We start from the raw sequence: 13,348 nt of genomic DNA on the forward strand, positions 1-13,348 counted from the left end.
CACCTTTTCTACACAATCAGAAATTCATTTTCTTGTTCTATATATCTACAAAAGATAAATATACCGCAAATAATTTCCGGGACAAAACCGCAAATATCTTCCACAGCCCATCCTCCTGCAATACCCTTGTGCATAATACGAAGAACCTCCGAATTGTGGGCGTTTATCAAAGAATAATTCTGGCTATTGTGCATTGTCAAAAGATATTCTTCGCCGTTCACAACAATATTGGCATGGTCAACTCTTGGCATTCTGCAAATTGGCCAACCCACCACATTGGGATCATCACCATCTACATATCCGGGGCGAGCAGAACCGACTAACTGATTTTCGTTGTCGGTCAGTAAATATTCCCGATTTCTTACATCACCGGAACTTGCTTTTGATTCATCGAGATAACGGGCGTCCGCCGTCAAAAGCAGCTCACCTGCGATGCTGAGAATCTTTCTTTGCGGACCGAGCAACGCACTTTTTATTCTTACCAAGGCAAGCTGAGATTCATTTTTATAAAGGACTCCTGCCTTTATCGTATATTTCATAACTGCGCCTCCTCTCTTATACAAGTGAATACATGATGATTCCTGCAAATCCCGAACCTGCCATAACCAAAGCGGATTCGGTTTCCACTTTCTTAAAACAATAATGCCAATAACAAAAATAATCGCAGCAATCAAGTCCAAAGATGCCAAATCATTCGGAAGCGTTCTCTGTCCGTAGAGTGCCATAATCAACAGTGAGATACCCGCTGATGCAATCATTGCAATGACCGCAGGGCGAAGTCCGGCAAGAATGCCCTGCGCCATATTCAATCCACGGAACCGATAATAGATATAGGCAAGGGTCATTACGATAACACAGGATGGAAACACACAGCCAACCGTTGCGATGACAGCACCGTGAGCATTGCGCCGAGGAAACCCGCCACATGATAACCTACCAAAATGGAAACATTAACTGCTATTGCGCCCGGAGAAGACTGTGCGATTGCGGTCAGATCCATCATCTCATCTTCTTCAATCCAACCAAGTTTCTCCACGAATTTCTTTCGCATCAACGGAATGATTACAAATCCACCGCCAAAAGTGCTAGCACACAGTTTAAAAGTGGAGAAAAACAATTTTTTGTATTTTTGCAAGCTATTCACTTCTAAAAATGCCGTCCTTTCTATGTTTATTAACATTATACCGCTTGATTTCTGATAAGGGAAATAATATAATTTTACAGAAATGATAAGTATTTTTATATAAGGGGATTGTTATGACGATACGACACATGATAATATTTCGTACCGTATGCGAAAATGGATATAATTCCACCAAAGCAGCGGAAGTTTTACACATGACACAGCCAGCAGTCAGCCTTGCCATTAAGGAACTGGAGCAATATTACGGAGTACACCTGTTTGACAGAATCGGCAGACGATTGCAAATCACCGATGCAGGTCAGCATTTTCTTCAATATGCGATACATATATCCGACTTGTTTTCAGATATGGAAACAGGGTTGCGTGATTGGGATTCTAAAGGAGTTCTCCGTATTGGTGCAAGCATCACCATCGGCTCGCAGTTTTTACCGAACTATGTAAAGGCATTCTCTGAACTCTGCCCAGAGCTTGATGTCAGAGTTATCGTTGAGCAATCAGAACATCTGGAACAAAAAATTTTGGCAAATGAATTGGATTGTGCGTTGATCGAAGGTATTGCACATGATCCAAATATCGTTTCGGAAGCCTACATGGAAGATCATTTGAGTGTTATATGCGGTACGGATAAAGGCTGGACACAGGGGCAAGTTATATCCATAGAAGATTTTCAAAGACAGCGATTTCTCTTGCGAGAAAAAGGCAGTGGCACACGAGAGGTGTTTAACCGTGTAGTTGAACAGGCTGGCATCCACATTACACCAGTATGGGAAGCAACGAGCACAACAGCACTGGTCAATGCTGCAATCAATGGATTAGGAATTGCTGTATTACCGCATCGAATGATTCTTCCGGCTCTGCGACAAGGCTTGATTTGTACTGTCAAAGTAGAGGGGTTGAGTTTCAGCCGAAATTTCCATATAATTCATCATAAAGATAAGTTTTTAACAACTTCTGCCAAGCGATTTATTACTTTGTGCAGAGATTTTGAGACTGATTACCCCTTGCCTTGTTACAACGGACTATATGAATAAAAGATTAGAGCCGCAGTCCAATCACATGACTGCGGCTCTTGCAATATTAGTATAAAGATTTATATTCAGTTACAGTTTTCAGATATGCTTCGGGATTGCCGTTCAGTATCAGCTCAGCGTATGCTACCGGGTCATTGTAAATCAGATAATCAAGCTCTGATCGCTGATACATATTGTCGGCAACCTCATTCTCAACGGCGATGGTATCAATGGCAATCATGCTGCCATTTTATTCTGTTGTAAAACTCTATAGCCGCCGCAATATCCTTCTCATCCGGATGCCCCTTTGATACCCCGCCAATCAGCTTGAACGGTCCGAACGTATCAAAACCCTTGCACGAAAACCTTCCAACAAGTCTTTCTCTACAGTCTGTGTCGCATCTATCAGCTCGACATCGTTTGTCTTTGCTATCTCGTCAATTATCTTTTTTGTGTTTCCGTGATGCACTGATGCATATACTATTGCTGTCTTCATCTGTAATGCTCCATTAAAGGATTTTTGTTTGCCGGTTTTATCTCCGGTTCATCGTTCTTCATATCCTTTTATCCTCTGTTTTATTCCGCATTCATATTTTAAAACTTCTACACTGTTTGTATGTATAAATATATGATACTGATTTATTGAATTTACTGCAACATAATCTTGAAGTTTATGTAATGTATTTCGATAACAAAGGTATTCAGCAAAGACCGTTTACGCTATATTATTTTTTGAGTAATTCCAATGCCCTGTCCATTGGTACGCAGTCTGCATATCGTTCAGGCCAGAGAAATTCATTATAGTAATGGTAAGCCTGTTCCCTAGTCATGTACTCATTGTCCTGCGTAGAATTTGCATAAGCAGGAACAATCATGTGTAAGCCATGCTCAAAACCAGCCTCTACCGTGGCATTGATACAGAAATCAGTCATAATGCCACAAATCATCACGTCTTTTTCTTCCTTTGCAGTCAGATACTCAAGCAGACCACTCTCTTTTTTGAACGAACTGCATACAGACTTAATAAATCGTTTTTCATCAGGCATCGGTTTAAACTCGGAATAGACCTCAAACTCATCATCCCCGATAGAGAATCCAGTACCAGGTCCATCATCATGCTGTACATAAATAACTTCTATACCTTGTTCTCGAGCTGCTCCAATCAGCTTTTTGATATTACCAACAAACTTTCTGAACTCATATAAGCGTTCATCCACGATACCATTCTGTGCATCTACAACCAATAAAACCATGAATAATCTCTCCTTTTTGAGCTTTTTGCTTTGATTCAAATAAACTAAATTCGTATATTATAATAGAGCGTAACTTCTGCTTTATACACCGATTCTGTATGAGAATCAAATAGCACCCATTCCACCAAATCGAAGCTGTCCGGATTCTCATGCAGAAATCTAGCAACTGTACGTACCGCAATCTTTGCCGCAAGTACCACCGGAAAACTATATGCTCCCGTTGATATGGAAGGAAATGCAATAGACCTGATTCCATTATCCCTAGCCAGCTTCATAGAATTAAAATAGCAGTTAGAAAGAAGCTCCTCTTCTCTATTACTTCCACCATTCCATATCGGTCCCACAGTATGTATCACATAATCACATGGCAGATTATAGGCTTTTGTTATCTTTGCTCCTCCAGTCTCACATCCGTGAAGTGTCCTGCACTCTGTCAGAAGTTCCGGTCCCGCTGCTCTGTGAATCGCACCATCTACACCACCTCCGCCCCAAATGGCATCAGAGACAATTTTGCGATTTTGAAAAACTGCTTTCCAAAAGGAATTCCGGTAATTGTTATACAACATATCAGACCTGCCACAGCATTTCCAATAGTTGTGTTTATCCTGCTAACACTAATAGTATATCCATTGACTCCATAACAAAATTTGTGTATAATTTTGTTATCAAATAGGGAGGTGTTTTTATGCCAGCAATCAAATCAAGTGCTGATTTAAGGAATAATTACAATGAAATTTCTACATTTTGTCATAATTATCCTGAACCAGTTTTCATCACGAAGAATGGAAAAGGCGACCTTGCCGTTATGAGCATTGAAGCCTACGAAGGACTGACCAGCCGCTTTGAACTTTACAGCCAGATCAAGGAAGGAATGGACGATATTGCCACAGGTAACACCAGACCATTTTCCGAAGCTATGGCTGATATCAGGAGCCGCCGCAGTCGATGAGCTATCAGGTTCATATCACTTCCACCGCAGAACACGATATTATGCGTGCTGCGGATTACATCGAATTTACCCTCAAAAATCCGAATGCCGCAGATAATCTGTTAGATGCTGCGACTGAGCAGATAGGCTCACTAGCCGACCTGCCACAGAAGTTTCATCTGGTAGATGATCCGGTACTGGCAAGCTGGGGCATTCATTTTGTAATAATCAATAATTACCTTGCCTTTTATACGATTGATGAAGAAAAGCAGACTGTAATCATAGTCAGATTTCTCTATCAGAAAAGTAACTGGACTGCCATTCTTCGACAGGGATTTTCCCTCATTTAAGGAATCTGTTTTTATGCAGGTTCCTTTTTAGTGCATATTTTACGAATATACACGTGTAATCAGCTTTCAAATCATTATTAGACTTTGAAATATTCTCATCTTTACTAATTGCTACTGATAAATGAAATCGTCTATCAATAGGTTCTTCATAATTTCCCGCCCATTTTGCATAATATTGTTCATTAATCCTATTATATCTACACTCTTGAATAAATGCTATATCAGTGGAAATAGAGTCAAAATAATCATTAAAACTATCATCAATAACAAAATTGAACATATTCATATTAAGTGTCAATAATAGCATTTTTATCCCTCACAAATTTCAATTTTCCATTTCTTCAACCTTGATTTTCAGTGCAAGCTTTATAGTTCTTTTCCAATATCCTCAAGCTCTTTCATAGCATCCTGATTTTTAGAAAGCTCATCCTTTGCTGTAGCATAATATGATTTCTGGAAAAGCAAATTCCATGAAAGATATTTAGCCATACAATCAAACTGCTTATCAATCAGCTCATACTGGATACTGTCTACAGGAGAACCACCTACAACAATCGTGCCAACCTTTTTATTTTTCAACTGCAATCCACGACAATAGCACTTATCAATGATAAGTTTCAATTGTGCTGACATTCCCCACCAATAAACTGGTGTAGCAAAAAGAATCATATCTGCAGCAGCAATTTTATCAATTGTAGGATTCGTATCATCCTTATCAACGCATCCCTTAGAGCATTGACAGACACCACATCCCTTGCATGGTGCGATGTTAAGTTTGTCAGGTTCAATGATTTCAATTTCATTTTTTTCAGATGCTCCTTTTACAAAAGCCTCAATCGCTGTAAGAGTGTTTCCTTTTCTTGCACTTCCATTTATAATGATTACTTTCATCTCGCAAAGCCTCCATTCTGCTTATCATATAAGCAAATAAGTTCTAAATAATAATTTTTCTCACATAGCCACATTATATCATAGTAAATATGCCTATGCGATAACATTTATTGCTTCCTCATCCAGCATGTATCTGACTGTCAGCCTGAACTTTAAATGGATGATTTTTAAAATCGTGAAGTCTCTCAATTTCTATCTCCACAACTTTTTCATCATTTCCTCTCATTTGGGTGGAAATTTTTAATTTTGGGTGGATGAAATAATCATTTTTTTAATGATTTTCGGTGGATTTTTCCACCCAAAAATGAAAAAAGCAGTAATGAATTTTCTTAATCATTACTGCTTCAAACAACTGTTCTCAGGGGGAATCGAACCCCCAACTAGCGCTTAGGAGTTCAAGTCACTACAGAAAATCTATGTTTTTCTTGGTCAACATAAGTCAAGCAACAACTTGATTTTACTGACTTTCCTGTAAATCCATGTCAAAATAAGAAAACTGAAAATCATCCAAGTTAAGCACCTCTCGCTGACAAATGAGTGACACTGTCACCCTGAGGGTTCAACCATTCCGTTCCTGCGAATTCATATTTATGGCTACCATTCTCACTGAATATGCGGTAATGATAACACTGTTTTCTTATTAGATTATCTATATTATAACGTGTGTGAGGTCGGATGTCGATTGTTTTTTGACCATTATTTACTCCGCATTACACGTACTCTCTTCTATGTTATAAAATCAAGCATCTTCTGCATATACACCATCTCCATAATATAGAAAAGAGGAGTCCCCGCAGGTTCTCCCCCGGTCGCAGGCCTCACAGGTTTCTGCAACGCGATCACTGTATTTGCAGTTTATTCCGCAATGGGAATGGGTTTTCGGTCTCCATCCCGACCACTGGAACAGGTTTAAGGTCTCTGTTCCGACCTTATATACATCTTTTATATTTTAATTATGCAAGATAACTTTAGAATCTGCAACAAGTTGTTGCTAAATTAACTGCTTATTTATGAACTCAATTCCGTTACCAGTGAAGAATATCTTTTTGTCCGGTTCTTTATATCCTCCTCACTGACACCATAATAACAATATAAATCTCTGGCTATTTTCTTAAACCTTTTTATGACCGACTTATTTCCAGAGTAAGATATTCCAAATATATTCCAGGTATAATCTACCTCTATTTCCATTAAATCCTCACCAATTTTTATTTCATATAAATGAAAATCCATGGGAATTACATTATCAGGCATTTGGTCAATCAATTTATTTCTAATTTCCATTTCATTCAAAAAATTTTTAACAGATTCTTCATTATGAAAATCTGGTTTTGGAATATCCTTCCTTTGGCCCAAAAGTTCTGGTTTATGCTGCATAATCAAACTAGCTTTTAGATTTTTCTGTCGTTCTATCCAATTTGTTGCGGCAGGATTGATTTCCACTAAATCATAATGATCCTTTGCGTATTGCACCACTTCCGCAAGGGTATGCGGGTTGGCCGCTATTCTCTTTTCTATCCTTTTTCGTCTGGATTGATAGATAGCATTTCGGATTCTAATCTTTAGAGATTGCTTTTGAGCTTCTCCAAATATAAAAACACTTGTGGGACCATCTTCACCATTTATTATGGAAACTTGATTGATACTTTTATTTTTCATAAGTGCCCTCTACTCACAAATCCCGATTATATCGGTGATTCACAATCTTTTAGCCAAAATCGCAGTTCCATAACCGTCACAGCAATTTTATACTTTACTTCGATTTCAATCTTTTCTGGTGGATTGGCTAAAAGCCTGTCAATATCATTTTCCTCAACACCAGCCATTTTTGCTATGCGCCGTAACCGTAAGCACATGACCTCCATTAACACGAATACTTTGTCCTTCTGCAATATTAACAGAATTATTCTGTCTGCTAATTGAAGCACCCTTCGCCAATTTTATTGGTGTTTTTAACGCTTGTGCCAGATCCTCTACCGGATTTAGTAAGTGCTGCAACATCGCCCCATTATATGCTTCCTTATCTTTAATAACTGTATTTTTATAATTAGATGTAAGTGCTCTTGTATTGGGATTAATATAACTTGATATTGATTGCATCATCTCAACCTCCAATTATTTTCATTCCTCTGTCATTCGGAATCTATTCACTCTCCATAACGGTCCAAGTGATCTATTACTTTTATGACCATCTATACCAAGTTCCGCTATTCAAAAGCTGTGACATACTTTCTTCATATCTTTTCACTGCTTTCTGCTGAATGGAACTAGGCACCACATAATCGTTACCAACTTCACTTATTTTCCCATTTACCAGTTCGCAATGTGTCCCGTTTATCACAAATTCTCTGCTTGTATCCACTCCCTGTGACGCAAGAAAATCTAAAATATAATCGGTGTATGTATCTGTCATACTTGAAAAATACTGCTGATCCGCAAAATGTATCAGGGAGTTCAGACCACCTATCATCATATTGCATCTTTCATCATCTGCCTTGCTTCCGTTTCCATAGCCCTCGCCCCAGACAAAATCTTCCTGTACCGTCATGCTGTATCCATTTCCAAGATTAAATCTGCTTCCAACCCCAATCGTGATACTGTTTGTACTGGGATCATATGGTTTGTACCCTCTGGTTTTAAATGGCTGCTGTACGGTTCCAAAGGTTTGAATCTCGGATGGGAGATATGACATACCCGTAATTGCCGTAAACGCTTTCTGCCCATTCACATAAAAGGAAGTATGGGTTGCACTGTCTATATCCGCTGTAATCTCGACTTTCTCATCATTGGCAAAAGGATTCTGTCCGGTCATTCCGGTTCCATATGCATACAGCATTCTTGTAAACTGATATCTTGTATGTTCATCAAAATGATTCAGTGTCTCTGTATCTTCTCCCTTTACATCTCCATTGCAAAAATCAAAAAATTTATTTTTGTTTATTTTATGTTCTAGCATAAGTCATTATTTTAATTGCACACCTTACGGTTTCATATCAAAGTTCCTATGCCAAAGCATCAAATGCCGAAACTCCATTTTCTGTCACTCCTATAGAAGTTGAAGTACCTAGCAATTCCACCATTTTTCCTGTCAGGTCATCTACATCTTTTCCATCAATTTTCAGATTATATTGCCGTTCTTCCTGCTCCTGTTTTTCGGCACGCTGTTTTTCCAGTCTTTCCTCTGTCTCTTTCTTTTCTGCTTTCCTTTTCTCGAGTCTTTCTTCAAGTTCTTTCCTTGCTTTTTCTGTTCTCGGATCAACTTCATCTTGAGTACACATTACAGAACTCATGCTATCATATCCATTTATAGTAATACTATAACTCAGTATCTTTGCTCCTCTTGCTGCCACATAAGCTCTTGACTGTTCTATTGTTTTTGGTATTAGCGATAAATTGTACTCCAACCATTGTTTTGTCTTTTCATCTCCCATAGCCTTTGACAAAAGAGAACTGTTTATATTTACGGAATAATCCCTGCTTCGTAAACATTCGTATTTTTGTGTTAAATAGTTCTTATATTCATGAGCATTCTTATATGTCCTGCCCGTTTTGTTTCCAGCATTTTGTGTATTGCCATAACTATTCGTATATGACGCATATGTTCCTATTCCTGTAACTGCCATATTAACATATCTCCTTTCATTATTCGGAGTCCTTCCAACTATGCCACCTGTTGGATTTCTCTCAGAATCAATATAATATTGATTACACGCTAGCTTCAAATATACTTTGACTAATACCTTTTATCCACATATTCTGCGTTGCTCCATACCCTCTTTCCTGCCCTATATCATACAACCCACTGCTGTCAAAGCCTATTTTCAATACTAAATCATTTTCTTTTTTCCATCCATTCTTAGCATATTCCAACCATCTATTAGAATAAAGTTCATACCCTGCGCCATTTTTAGCCTTTTCCTTAAACAAGACAAGTAAATCTGTGCCATCCTCTGCAATAAAAGTACCATTTCTATATGTCGCATTGCGTGCATCATACCCTGTTGTCTCATAGACTTCATGCCATAAAGAATATTGGTTTGCCTTTGTCATATTTGCCTGCGAATTAACAATTTCATTGTCTGCATCATGCATACAAATCCACGCATGTGTCCATATATTTTTCGCATTATCCCCTTCATTCAGTAATTTTTCTATCTGCGATAATATGTCTCTATCTGCATTTCCCGACACTGTTAATTGATATGTATATGGATCAATAGAAAATACCAAATCTGCCTGTTTTGATATTGATATCCCATTCTTTGAAAGTAGATTTGAAATTTGCTGATTTACAACACTTCTGGCATACTGTTTTTCCCTGTCAGTATTGCGTACATAACCAACACTTCTTGAACCTCCTGTATATACATCCTTGTAATTTCTTAATGCATAATCATACCGGGCAAATCCAGCCGAATATTTTCCTCCTGTTTGTAACATTCTTTTCTCATTGCGGTAAGCTATGGAACGCTGATCTTCTGTCATATATGAGCAAAAATTAGGTGAGGTCACATCACAATATTTTGATTCGATATATGTCATCGGATCAGAATGAGACAAATTTTCTTTGTACACTTTATCATAATGCTCCTGCAAAACTTTTTGTACGAAACGATCTTCCTCGGTAAGTCCATCATATTGATAACCTACAGTTGTACCAGTGTTGGAATTATTGGGCAGGTTGTTTAAATCCCTGCCAGCTGGAATGTTATTATAATAGTCAGAATTATTTACAGTAACCATACTATACCACCTACCTTATAATCTGTATCATGTGAATCATACTGAAACCCTATCGATAAACTTTTTTCATTTTATTTTCCACATTTTTTCTTCATTATCCGGAGTTCTTCCGACTGTGTCACCTGTTGGCTTTCTCTCAGCCTCAATATGATATGTAATCCAAGTTCTCTTTTTTTCCTATGTTCAAATGACTAAGCACTATTTATACTTACTATTTGCATTTGGCAAATTAAGATATGTATCCATACTTTTCGTCCAAAGCAACGATAAGTCAAACCTTCCCAATTTGTTTAAATCTTCTATGCTTTTTTTGAACATTGAGATAAAATCTCTTCTGTCGTTAAGTCCCATATTACCAGCTTCAAGCGGCAGAGACGTGAAACCTCCCTGCTTCTCCACTTTGTAATGTGCCTCCAATGCACGCATTTCGACTACTGTAGCATTTGATGGATTAACGTCATTGATATAAATTCTTTGCTCAAACTCTTTCCCGTTTTCATCCACACCTTTCGCTAACACCACAGGATTTTCATCCGTCGAATCATCCGCATATTTAAGACAATAAGAAAGACCGGTACCATTACCTCCCGTCCACAACATATTATCTGTTGTGAATATCTGATATACCTTTGGTGTTTCAACCGTACAAAATGTCTTTTCCCCAGATGCAGGAGTTTTCATTTGATTACCTTTTTGTTGACCGTACAATGAAGATACGGTATTCAGACCAGAACCAATATACATATTTCTGTTCCTCCAATCAGATCAAAATTTTTTCTATATGACTAAACATTTTTCATGGTTAACAATTTGCTCAATTCCTCTATTTCCTTTATAGGATAAAATAACTTGCTCTCCCAGTCCCATCTCATCAAACAACCATATTACGCACATAAAGTCCAACATTGCATAAATGAAATATATACCGCATAAAAACATCCTATATTTTTATATCTACTGACTTCTTGCCACTCTCAACAGACTCTCTTGTAATACCATCCAATGCACCAGCCGGTATTGGTTTACCCGCTTTCCATGTAGGATCAGCGGCTTTTGCTGCTTCTGCAAATGCCTGTCTGTATTGATGTTCATATTGTTCCATTGTCCAGCCTGCTGATAAGCGGTCATCCTTATCCATTTTTCTGTATAAATTGTTATATACACTCTCCCTTTTGGTAGTATCACCATTTAAAGTACCGTTTTCATTTAAGAATTCTTTCTTTGCCAGTTCAAACATTTCTTCCCGGCTGCTCTCTGGAATAGAAATGATATGTTTATAACTGTTTCTGTTCTCATCCGTTACAGCAAGTCCTGTTAATCCGGTATTCGGATCAATCCAGTCTCCATTTTTGTCATACTGGCTCATCAGGTTCTTAATTGCCTGAACATTTGTAAACATTGCACCGTTTCCATTTTTCATCATCTCACTCAGTGCTGCTTTATACTTTTTACTGTTTGTGTCGATCCCTGCTGCTTTTAATTGTTTCTGTACAGAACTGCTGTTCATTTGGGACAACTGAATATTGTTGACTAAATTTGTTTTTGATGTTCCAAATGTCGTTTGAAATAAAAAACCGTAGTCCGTAATTCTTGACATAATCGAAGCCTCCTATCATTAAATTTTTTATATCTGTCATCCGCTTTATTTTTCTTTTTCTATCGACAACCCACTTCTAATATTTTACCTTTTCTGCACCAAGTACGATTTTTTTGCACGAAGTAAGACTTTTTATGAATTGAGGAATAACTCAGCAATAAATTTATTTCCATCACTTTTCAATATTAAATTTCCATCATATTTTTTTACACTGCTCTGAACATTCAGCAGTCCTATTCCACCGCCTTTTCCTTTCGCTGATACCGGAAAACCATTTTTCCACTTTACCTCCCCGCAGTTATTTTCGATGCTGGCAGCTATCATTTTATGGTATGAGCCAATCTTAATCGAAATATATTTCCCGCCTTCAAGCTTCTCTGCAGCCTCAATCGCATTATCTAATAAATTTCCAAAAATAGTTGTAATGTCGATTGGTGCAAGGAAATTCAGATTCACATTATCCACCTTTATGGTTACTGAAATACCTTTTTCCCTCATAACGGATTCTTTATCGGTAAGAAGAATGTTCAAGATCGGATTTTCTGTGTATTGAACCGGAATGAGCGGCTTTAACAGTTCTCTGATTTCCGCTGCATATTCTCCTGCCGTATTCCCCTGCTCTGCACCATATAATCCTTCGATTGCTTTAATATGCTTATTTACATCATGTAATATGTGGACGGTTTGATCATATTTTTTTGTCTGCGTCAAATAGTATTCGTATTGTACCTTTGCCTGTTGCTCTAAAGCGATGAGCTGCTTTTCATAATAGTTCTTTTCATCTGCCATTTTAACAAAATATAAAAGGTATAGATCTGCCAGAACAATACACCCCATATTGACTGCACATAAATAATTTTCTTCTCCATTTTTAAAATTCTCTACAATTACACCCATGTTAATCAGATTGTATAGGAGTATAATTCCATACATGATGTACCTTGTCTTTGCATAAGGAATATCGCTCTTTTTCACAAACCTGTTTATGAATGTATAATACAAAAAAATAAGTATTACTTTTGAAAATGTTACCTCAAGGCAGTAAAGCATCGTTTCATTCACATTTTTTATATCTGCTGCCTGCAAAATACATTGTAAAAGAATCACTCCTAATGATTCACAGACAGACATGCAAAATACCAATGCCTCACATTCAATGATACGTCTTAACGGTTTATCCATATCCTCATAATACAGAGCATATGCTATTATCCCCGTCAACACGCCCCAGACCACCAAATTTAATATGGAATGATTGAGCATATTGATACAGGTTGTAAAAATCACTGTGACAGTCTCGATCACAATATATACATATCTACTTTGACTACTCTTTTTATACTTTCCATTCATAAACTGGAACAGTATGGTACTTATGATAAAACAGGAAAGAGCATTACATAATATCAGTAAAATCGTATTCATCGTTTCT

The 13,348-nt window shown here is 37.6% G+C and carries 19 protein-coding genes and 1 pseudogene; 3 read left to right on the top strand and 17 right to left on the bottom strand.

Going from position 1 to position 13,348, the window contains the following annotated elements; all coding sequences use genetic code 11:
- Positions 1–8: 8 nt before the first annotated feature.
- Complete coding sequence (locus EUBREC_RS18115) at positions 9–845, bottom strand: chromate transporter (RefSeq protein ID WP_012744337.1); 837 nt, start codon at positions 843–845, stop codon at positions 9–11.
- On the bottom strand, positions 845–1,180 hold the full coding sequence (locus EUBREC_RS16165) for a chromate transporter (protein WP_012744338.1): 336 nt from the start codon (positions 1,178–1,180) through the stop codon (positions 845–847). The genes EUBREC_RS18115 and EUBREC_RS16165 overlap by 1 nt, the downstream gene beginning before the upstream one ends.
- A 92-nt stretch (positions 1,181–1,272) precedes the next feature.
- Here EUBREC_RS16165 and EUBREC_RS16170 point away from each other — a divergent pair, with 92 nt between their 5' ends.
- The gene (locus EUBREC_RS16170) at positions 1,273–2,175 is read left to right on the top strand and encodes a LysR family transcriptional regulator (RefSeq protein WP_012744339.1); all 903 of its coding nucleotides are present in this window, start codon (positions 1,273–1,275) and stop codon (positions 2,173–2,175) included.
- Between the two features lie 46 nt (positions 2,176–2,221).
- Here the strand turns inward: EUBREC_RS16170 and EUBREC_RS17395 are convergent, their stop codons facing one another.
- The 5 genes and pseudogenes from EUBREC_RS17395 to EUBREC_RS18440 form a co-directional block, all read right to left on the bottom strand.
- Positions 2,222–2,395, bottom strand: coding sequence for a DUF6061 family protein (locus EUBREC_RS17395; protein ID WP_012744340.1), 174 nt, complete (start codon positions 2,393–2,395; stop codon positions 2,222–2,224).
- Positions 2,382–2,650: pseudogene (locus EUBREC_RS18340) on the bottom strand (NADPH-dependent FMN reductase family protein). The gene EUBREC_RS17395 and the pseudogene EUBREC_RS18340 overlap by 14 nt, the downstream one beginning before the upstream one ends.
- Positions 2,651–2,879: 229 nt before the next feature.
- Positions 2,880–3,407 (bottom strand): isochorismatase family protein, encoded by a 528-nt coding sequence (locus EUBREC_RS16180; protein WP_015517479.1) that lies wholly within the window; start codon positions 3,405–3,407, stop codon positions 2,880–2,882.
- A gap of 44 nt (positions 3,408–3,451) precedes the next feature.
- The gene (locus tag EUBREC_RS16185) at positions 3,452–3,916 is read right to left on the bottom strand and encodes a macro domain-containing protein (RefSeq protein WP_408629366.1); all 465 of its coding nucleotides are present in this window, start codon (positions 3,914–3,916) and stop codon (positions 3,452–3,454) included.
- Positions 3,880–3,987, bottom strand: coding sequence for a YccF domain-containing protein (locus EUBREC_RS18440; RefSeq protein WP_408629355.1), 108 nt, complete (start codon positions 3,985–3,987; stop codon positions 3,880–3,882). Before EUBREC_RS18440 ends, EUBREC_RS16185 begins: the two co-directional genes overlap by 37 nt.
- 105 nt (positions 3,988–4,092) lie before the next feature.
- On the opposite strand from EUBREC_RS18440, the gene EUBREC_RS16190 reads away from it, so the two are divergent.
- Both EUBREC_RS16190 and EUBREC_RS16195 read left to right on the top strand, forming a co-directional pair.
- Positions 4,093–4,356: a type II toxin-antitoxin system prevent-host-death family antitoxin gene (locus EUBREC_RS16190; protein WP_012744344.1), complete on the top strand. Its 264-nt coding sequence runs from the start codon at positions 4,093–4,095 to the stop codon at positions 4,354–4,356.
- Entirely contained in the window at positions 4,353–4,685 is a 333-nt protein-coding gene (locus tag EUBREC_RS16195; protein WP_012744345.1) for a type II toxin-antitoxin system RelE/ParE family toxin, read from the top strand. Before EUBREC_RS16190 ends, EUBREC_RS16195 begins: the two co-directional genes overlap by 4 nt.
- A gap of 366 nt (positions 4,686–5,051) precedes the next feature.
- Here the strand turns inward: EUBREC_RS16195 and EUBREC_RS16205 are convergent, their stop codons facing one another.
- From EUBREC_RS16205 to EUBREC_RS16245, 10 genes are all read right to left on the bottom strand, one after another.
- Positions 5,052–5,576: a flavodoxin family protein gene (locus tag EUBREC_RS16205; protein ID WP_012744347.1), complete on the bottom strand. Its 525-nt coding sequence runs from the start codon at positions 5,574–5,576 to the stop codon at positions 5,052–5,054.
- Between the two features lie 1,008 nt (positions 5,577–6,584).
- Positions 6,585–7,235, bottom strand: a complete 651-nt coding sequence (locus EUBREC_RS16210) for a hypothetical protein (protein WP_012744349.1) — start codon at positions 7,233–7,235, stop codon at positions 6,585–6,587.
- Between the two features lie 26 nt (positions 7,236–7,261).
- Positions 7,262–7,402 carry an HTH domain-containing protein gene (locus EUBREC_RS17865; RefSeq protein ID WP_012744350.1) on the bottom strand — a complete coding sequence of 47 codons (141 nt, stop codon included), beginning with the start codon at positions 7,400–7,402 and terminating at the stop codon, positions 7,262–7,264.
- Complete coding sequence (locus tag EUBREC_RS16215) at positions 7,389–7,679, bottom strand: hypothetical protein (protein ID WP_012744351.1); 291 nt, start codon at positions 7,677–7,679, stop codon at positions 7,389–7,391. Before EUBREC_RS16215 ends, EUBREC_RS17865 begins: the two co-directional genes overlap by 14 nt.
- A 79-nt stretch (positions 7,680–7,758) precedes the next feature.
- Positions 7,759–8,532, bottom strand: coding sequence for a hypothetical protein (locus EUBREC_RS16220; protein ID WP_012744352.1), 774 nt, complete (start codon positions 8,530–8,532; stop codon positions 7,759–7,761).
- 46 nt (positions 8,533–8,578) lie between these two features.
- The gene (locus EUBREC_RS16225) at positions 8,579–9,199 is read right to left on the bottom strand and encodes a DUF6033 family protein (protein ID WP_015517472.1); all 621 of its coding nucleotides are present in this window, start codon (positions 9,197–9,199) and stop codon (positions 8,579–8,581) included.
- A gap of 82 nt (positions 9,200–9,281) precedes the next feature.
- The gene (locus EUBREC_RS16230) at positions 9,282–10,319 is read right to left on the bottom strand and encodes a DUF4885 family protein (RefSeq protein ID WP_012744354.1); all 1,038 of its coding nucleotides are present in this window, start codon (positions 10,317–10,319) and stop codon (positions 9,282–9,284) included.
- A 198-nt stretch (positions 10,320–10,517) separates the two neighbouring features.
- Positions 10,518–11,063, bottom strand: a complete 546-nt coding sequence (locus tag EUBREC_RS16235) for a hypothetical protein (protein WP_012744355.1) — start codon at positions 11,061–11,063, stop codon at positions 10,518–10,520.
- Between the two features lie 196 nt (positions 11,064–11,259).
- A complete protein-coding gene (locus EUBREC_RS16240; RefSeq protein ID WP_012744357.1) occupies positions 11,260–11,916 on the bottom strand; it encodes a DUF3879 family protein in 657 nt (218 codons plus the stop codon).
- Positions 11,917–12,048: 132 nt separating this feature from the next.
- A complete protein-coding gene (locus tag EUBREC_RS16245) occupies positions 12,049–13,341 on the bottom strand; it encodes an ATP-binding protein (RefSeq protein ID WP_015568074.1) in 1,293 nt (430 codons plus the stop codon).
- Between the last annotated feature and the right edge of the window lie 7 nt (positions 13,342–13,348).

Source organism: Agathobacter rectalis ATCC 33656 (assembly GCF_000020605.1).
In the GTDB taxonomy this organism is placed as follows: Bacteria; Bacillota; Clostridia; order Lachnospirales; family Lachnospiraceae; genus Roseburia; species Roseburia rectalis.

Bases quoted from the DNA above. Each gene is read 5' to 3' on its own strand.
- EUBREC_RS18115 (WP_012744337.1), bottom strand. From the start codon at position 845: ATGACCCTTGCCTATATCTATTATCGGTTCCGTGGATTGAATATGGCG.
- EUBREC_RS16165 (WP_012744338.1), bottom strand. From the start codon at position 1,180: ATGTTAATAAACATAGAAAGGACGGCATTTTTAGAAGTGAATAGCTTG.
- EUBREC_RS16170 (WP_012744339.1), top strand. From the start codon at position 1,273: ATGATAATATTTCGTACCGTATGCGAAAATGGATATAATTCCACCAAA.
- EUBREC_RS17395 (WP_012744340.1), bottom strand. From the start codon at position 2,395: ATGATTGCCATTGATACCATCGCCGTTGAGAATGAGGTTGCCGACAAT.
- EUBREC_RS16180 (WP_015517479.1), bottom strand. From the start codon at position 3,407: ATGGTTTTATTGGTTGTAGATGCACAGAATGGTATCGTGGATGAACGC.
- EUBREC_RS16190 (WP_012744344.1), top strand. From the start codon at position 4,093: ATGCCAGCAATCAAATCAAGTGCTGATTTAAGGAATAATTACAATGAA.
- EUBREC_RS16195 (WP_012744345.1), top strand. From the start codon at position 4,353: ATGAGCTATCAGGTTCATATCACTTCCACCGCAGAACACGATATTATG.
- EUBREC_RS16205 (WP_012744347.1), bottom strand. From the start codon at position 5,576: ATGAAAGTAATCATTATAAATGGAAGTGCAAGAAAAGGAAACACTCTT.
- EUBREC_RS16210 (WP_012744349.1), bottom strand. From the start codon at position 7,235: ATGAAAAATAAAAGTATCAATCAAGTTTCCATAATAAATGGTGAAGAT.
- EUBREC_RS17865 (WP_012744350.1), bottom strand. From the start codon at position 7,402: ATGGCTGGTGTTGAGGAAAATGATATTGACAGGCTTTTAGCCAATCCA.
- EUBREC_RS16215 (WP_012744351.1), bottom strand. From the start codon at position 7,679: ATGATGCAATCAATATCAAGTTATATTAATCCCAATACAAGAGCACTT.
- EUBREC_RS16220 (WP_012744352.1), bottom strand. From the start codon at position 8,532: ATGCTAGAACATAAAATAAACAAAAATAAATTTTTTGATTTTTGCAAT.
- EUBREC_RS16225 (WP_015517472.1), bottom strand. From the start codon at position 9,199: ATGGCAGTTACAGGAATAGGAACATATGCGTCATATACGAATAGTTAT.
- EUBREC_RS16230 (WP_012744354.1), bottom strand. From the start codon at position 10,319: ATGGTTACTGTAAATAATTCTGACTATTATAATAACATTCCAGCTGGC.
- EUBREC_RS16235 (WP_012744355.1), bottom strand. From the start codon at position 11,063: ATGTATATTGGTTCTGGTCTGAATACCGTATCTTCATTGTACGGTCAA.
- EUBREC_RS16240 (WP_012744357.1), bottom strand. From the start codon at position 11,916: ATGTCAAGAATTACGGACTACGGTTTTTTATTTCAAACGACATTTGGA.
- EUBREC_RS16245 (WP_015568074.1), bottom strand. From the start codon at position 13,341: ATGAATACGATTTTACTGATATTATGTAATGCTCTTTCCTGTTTTATC.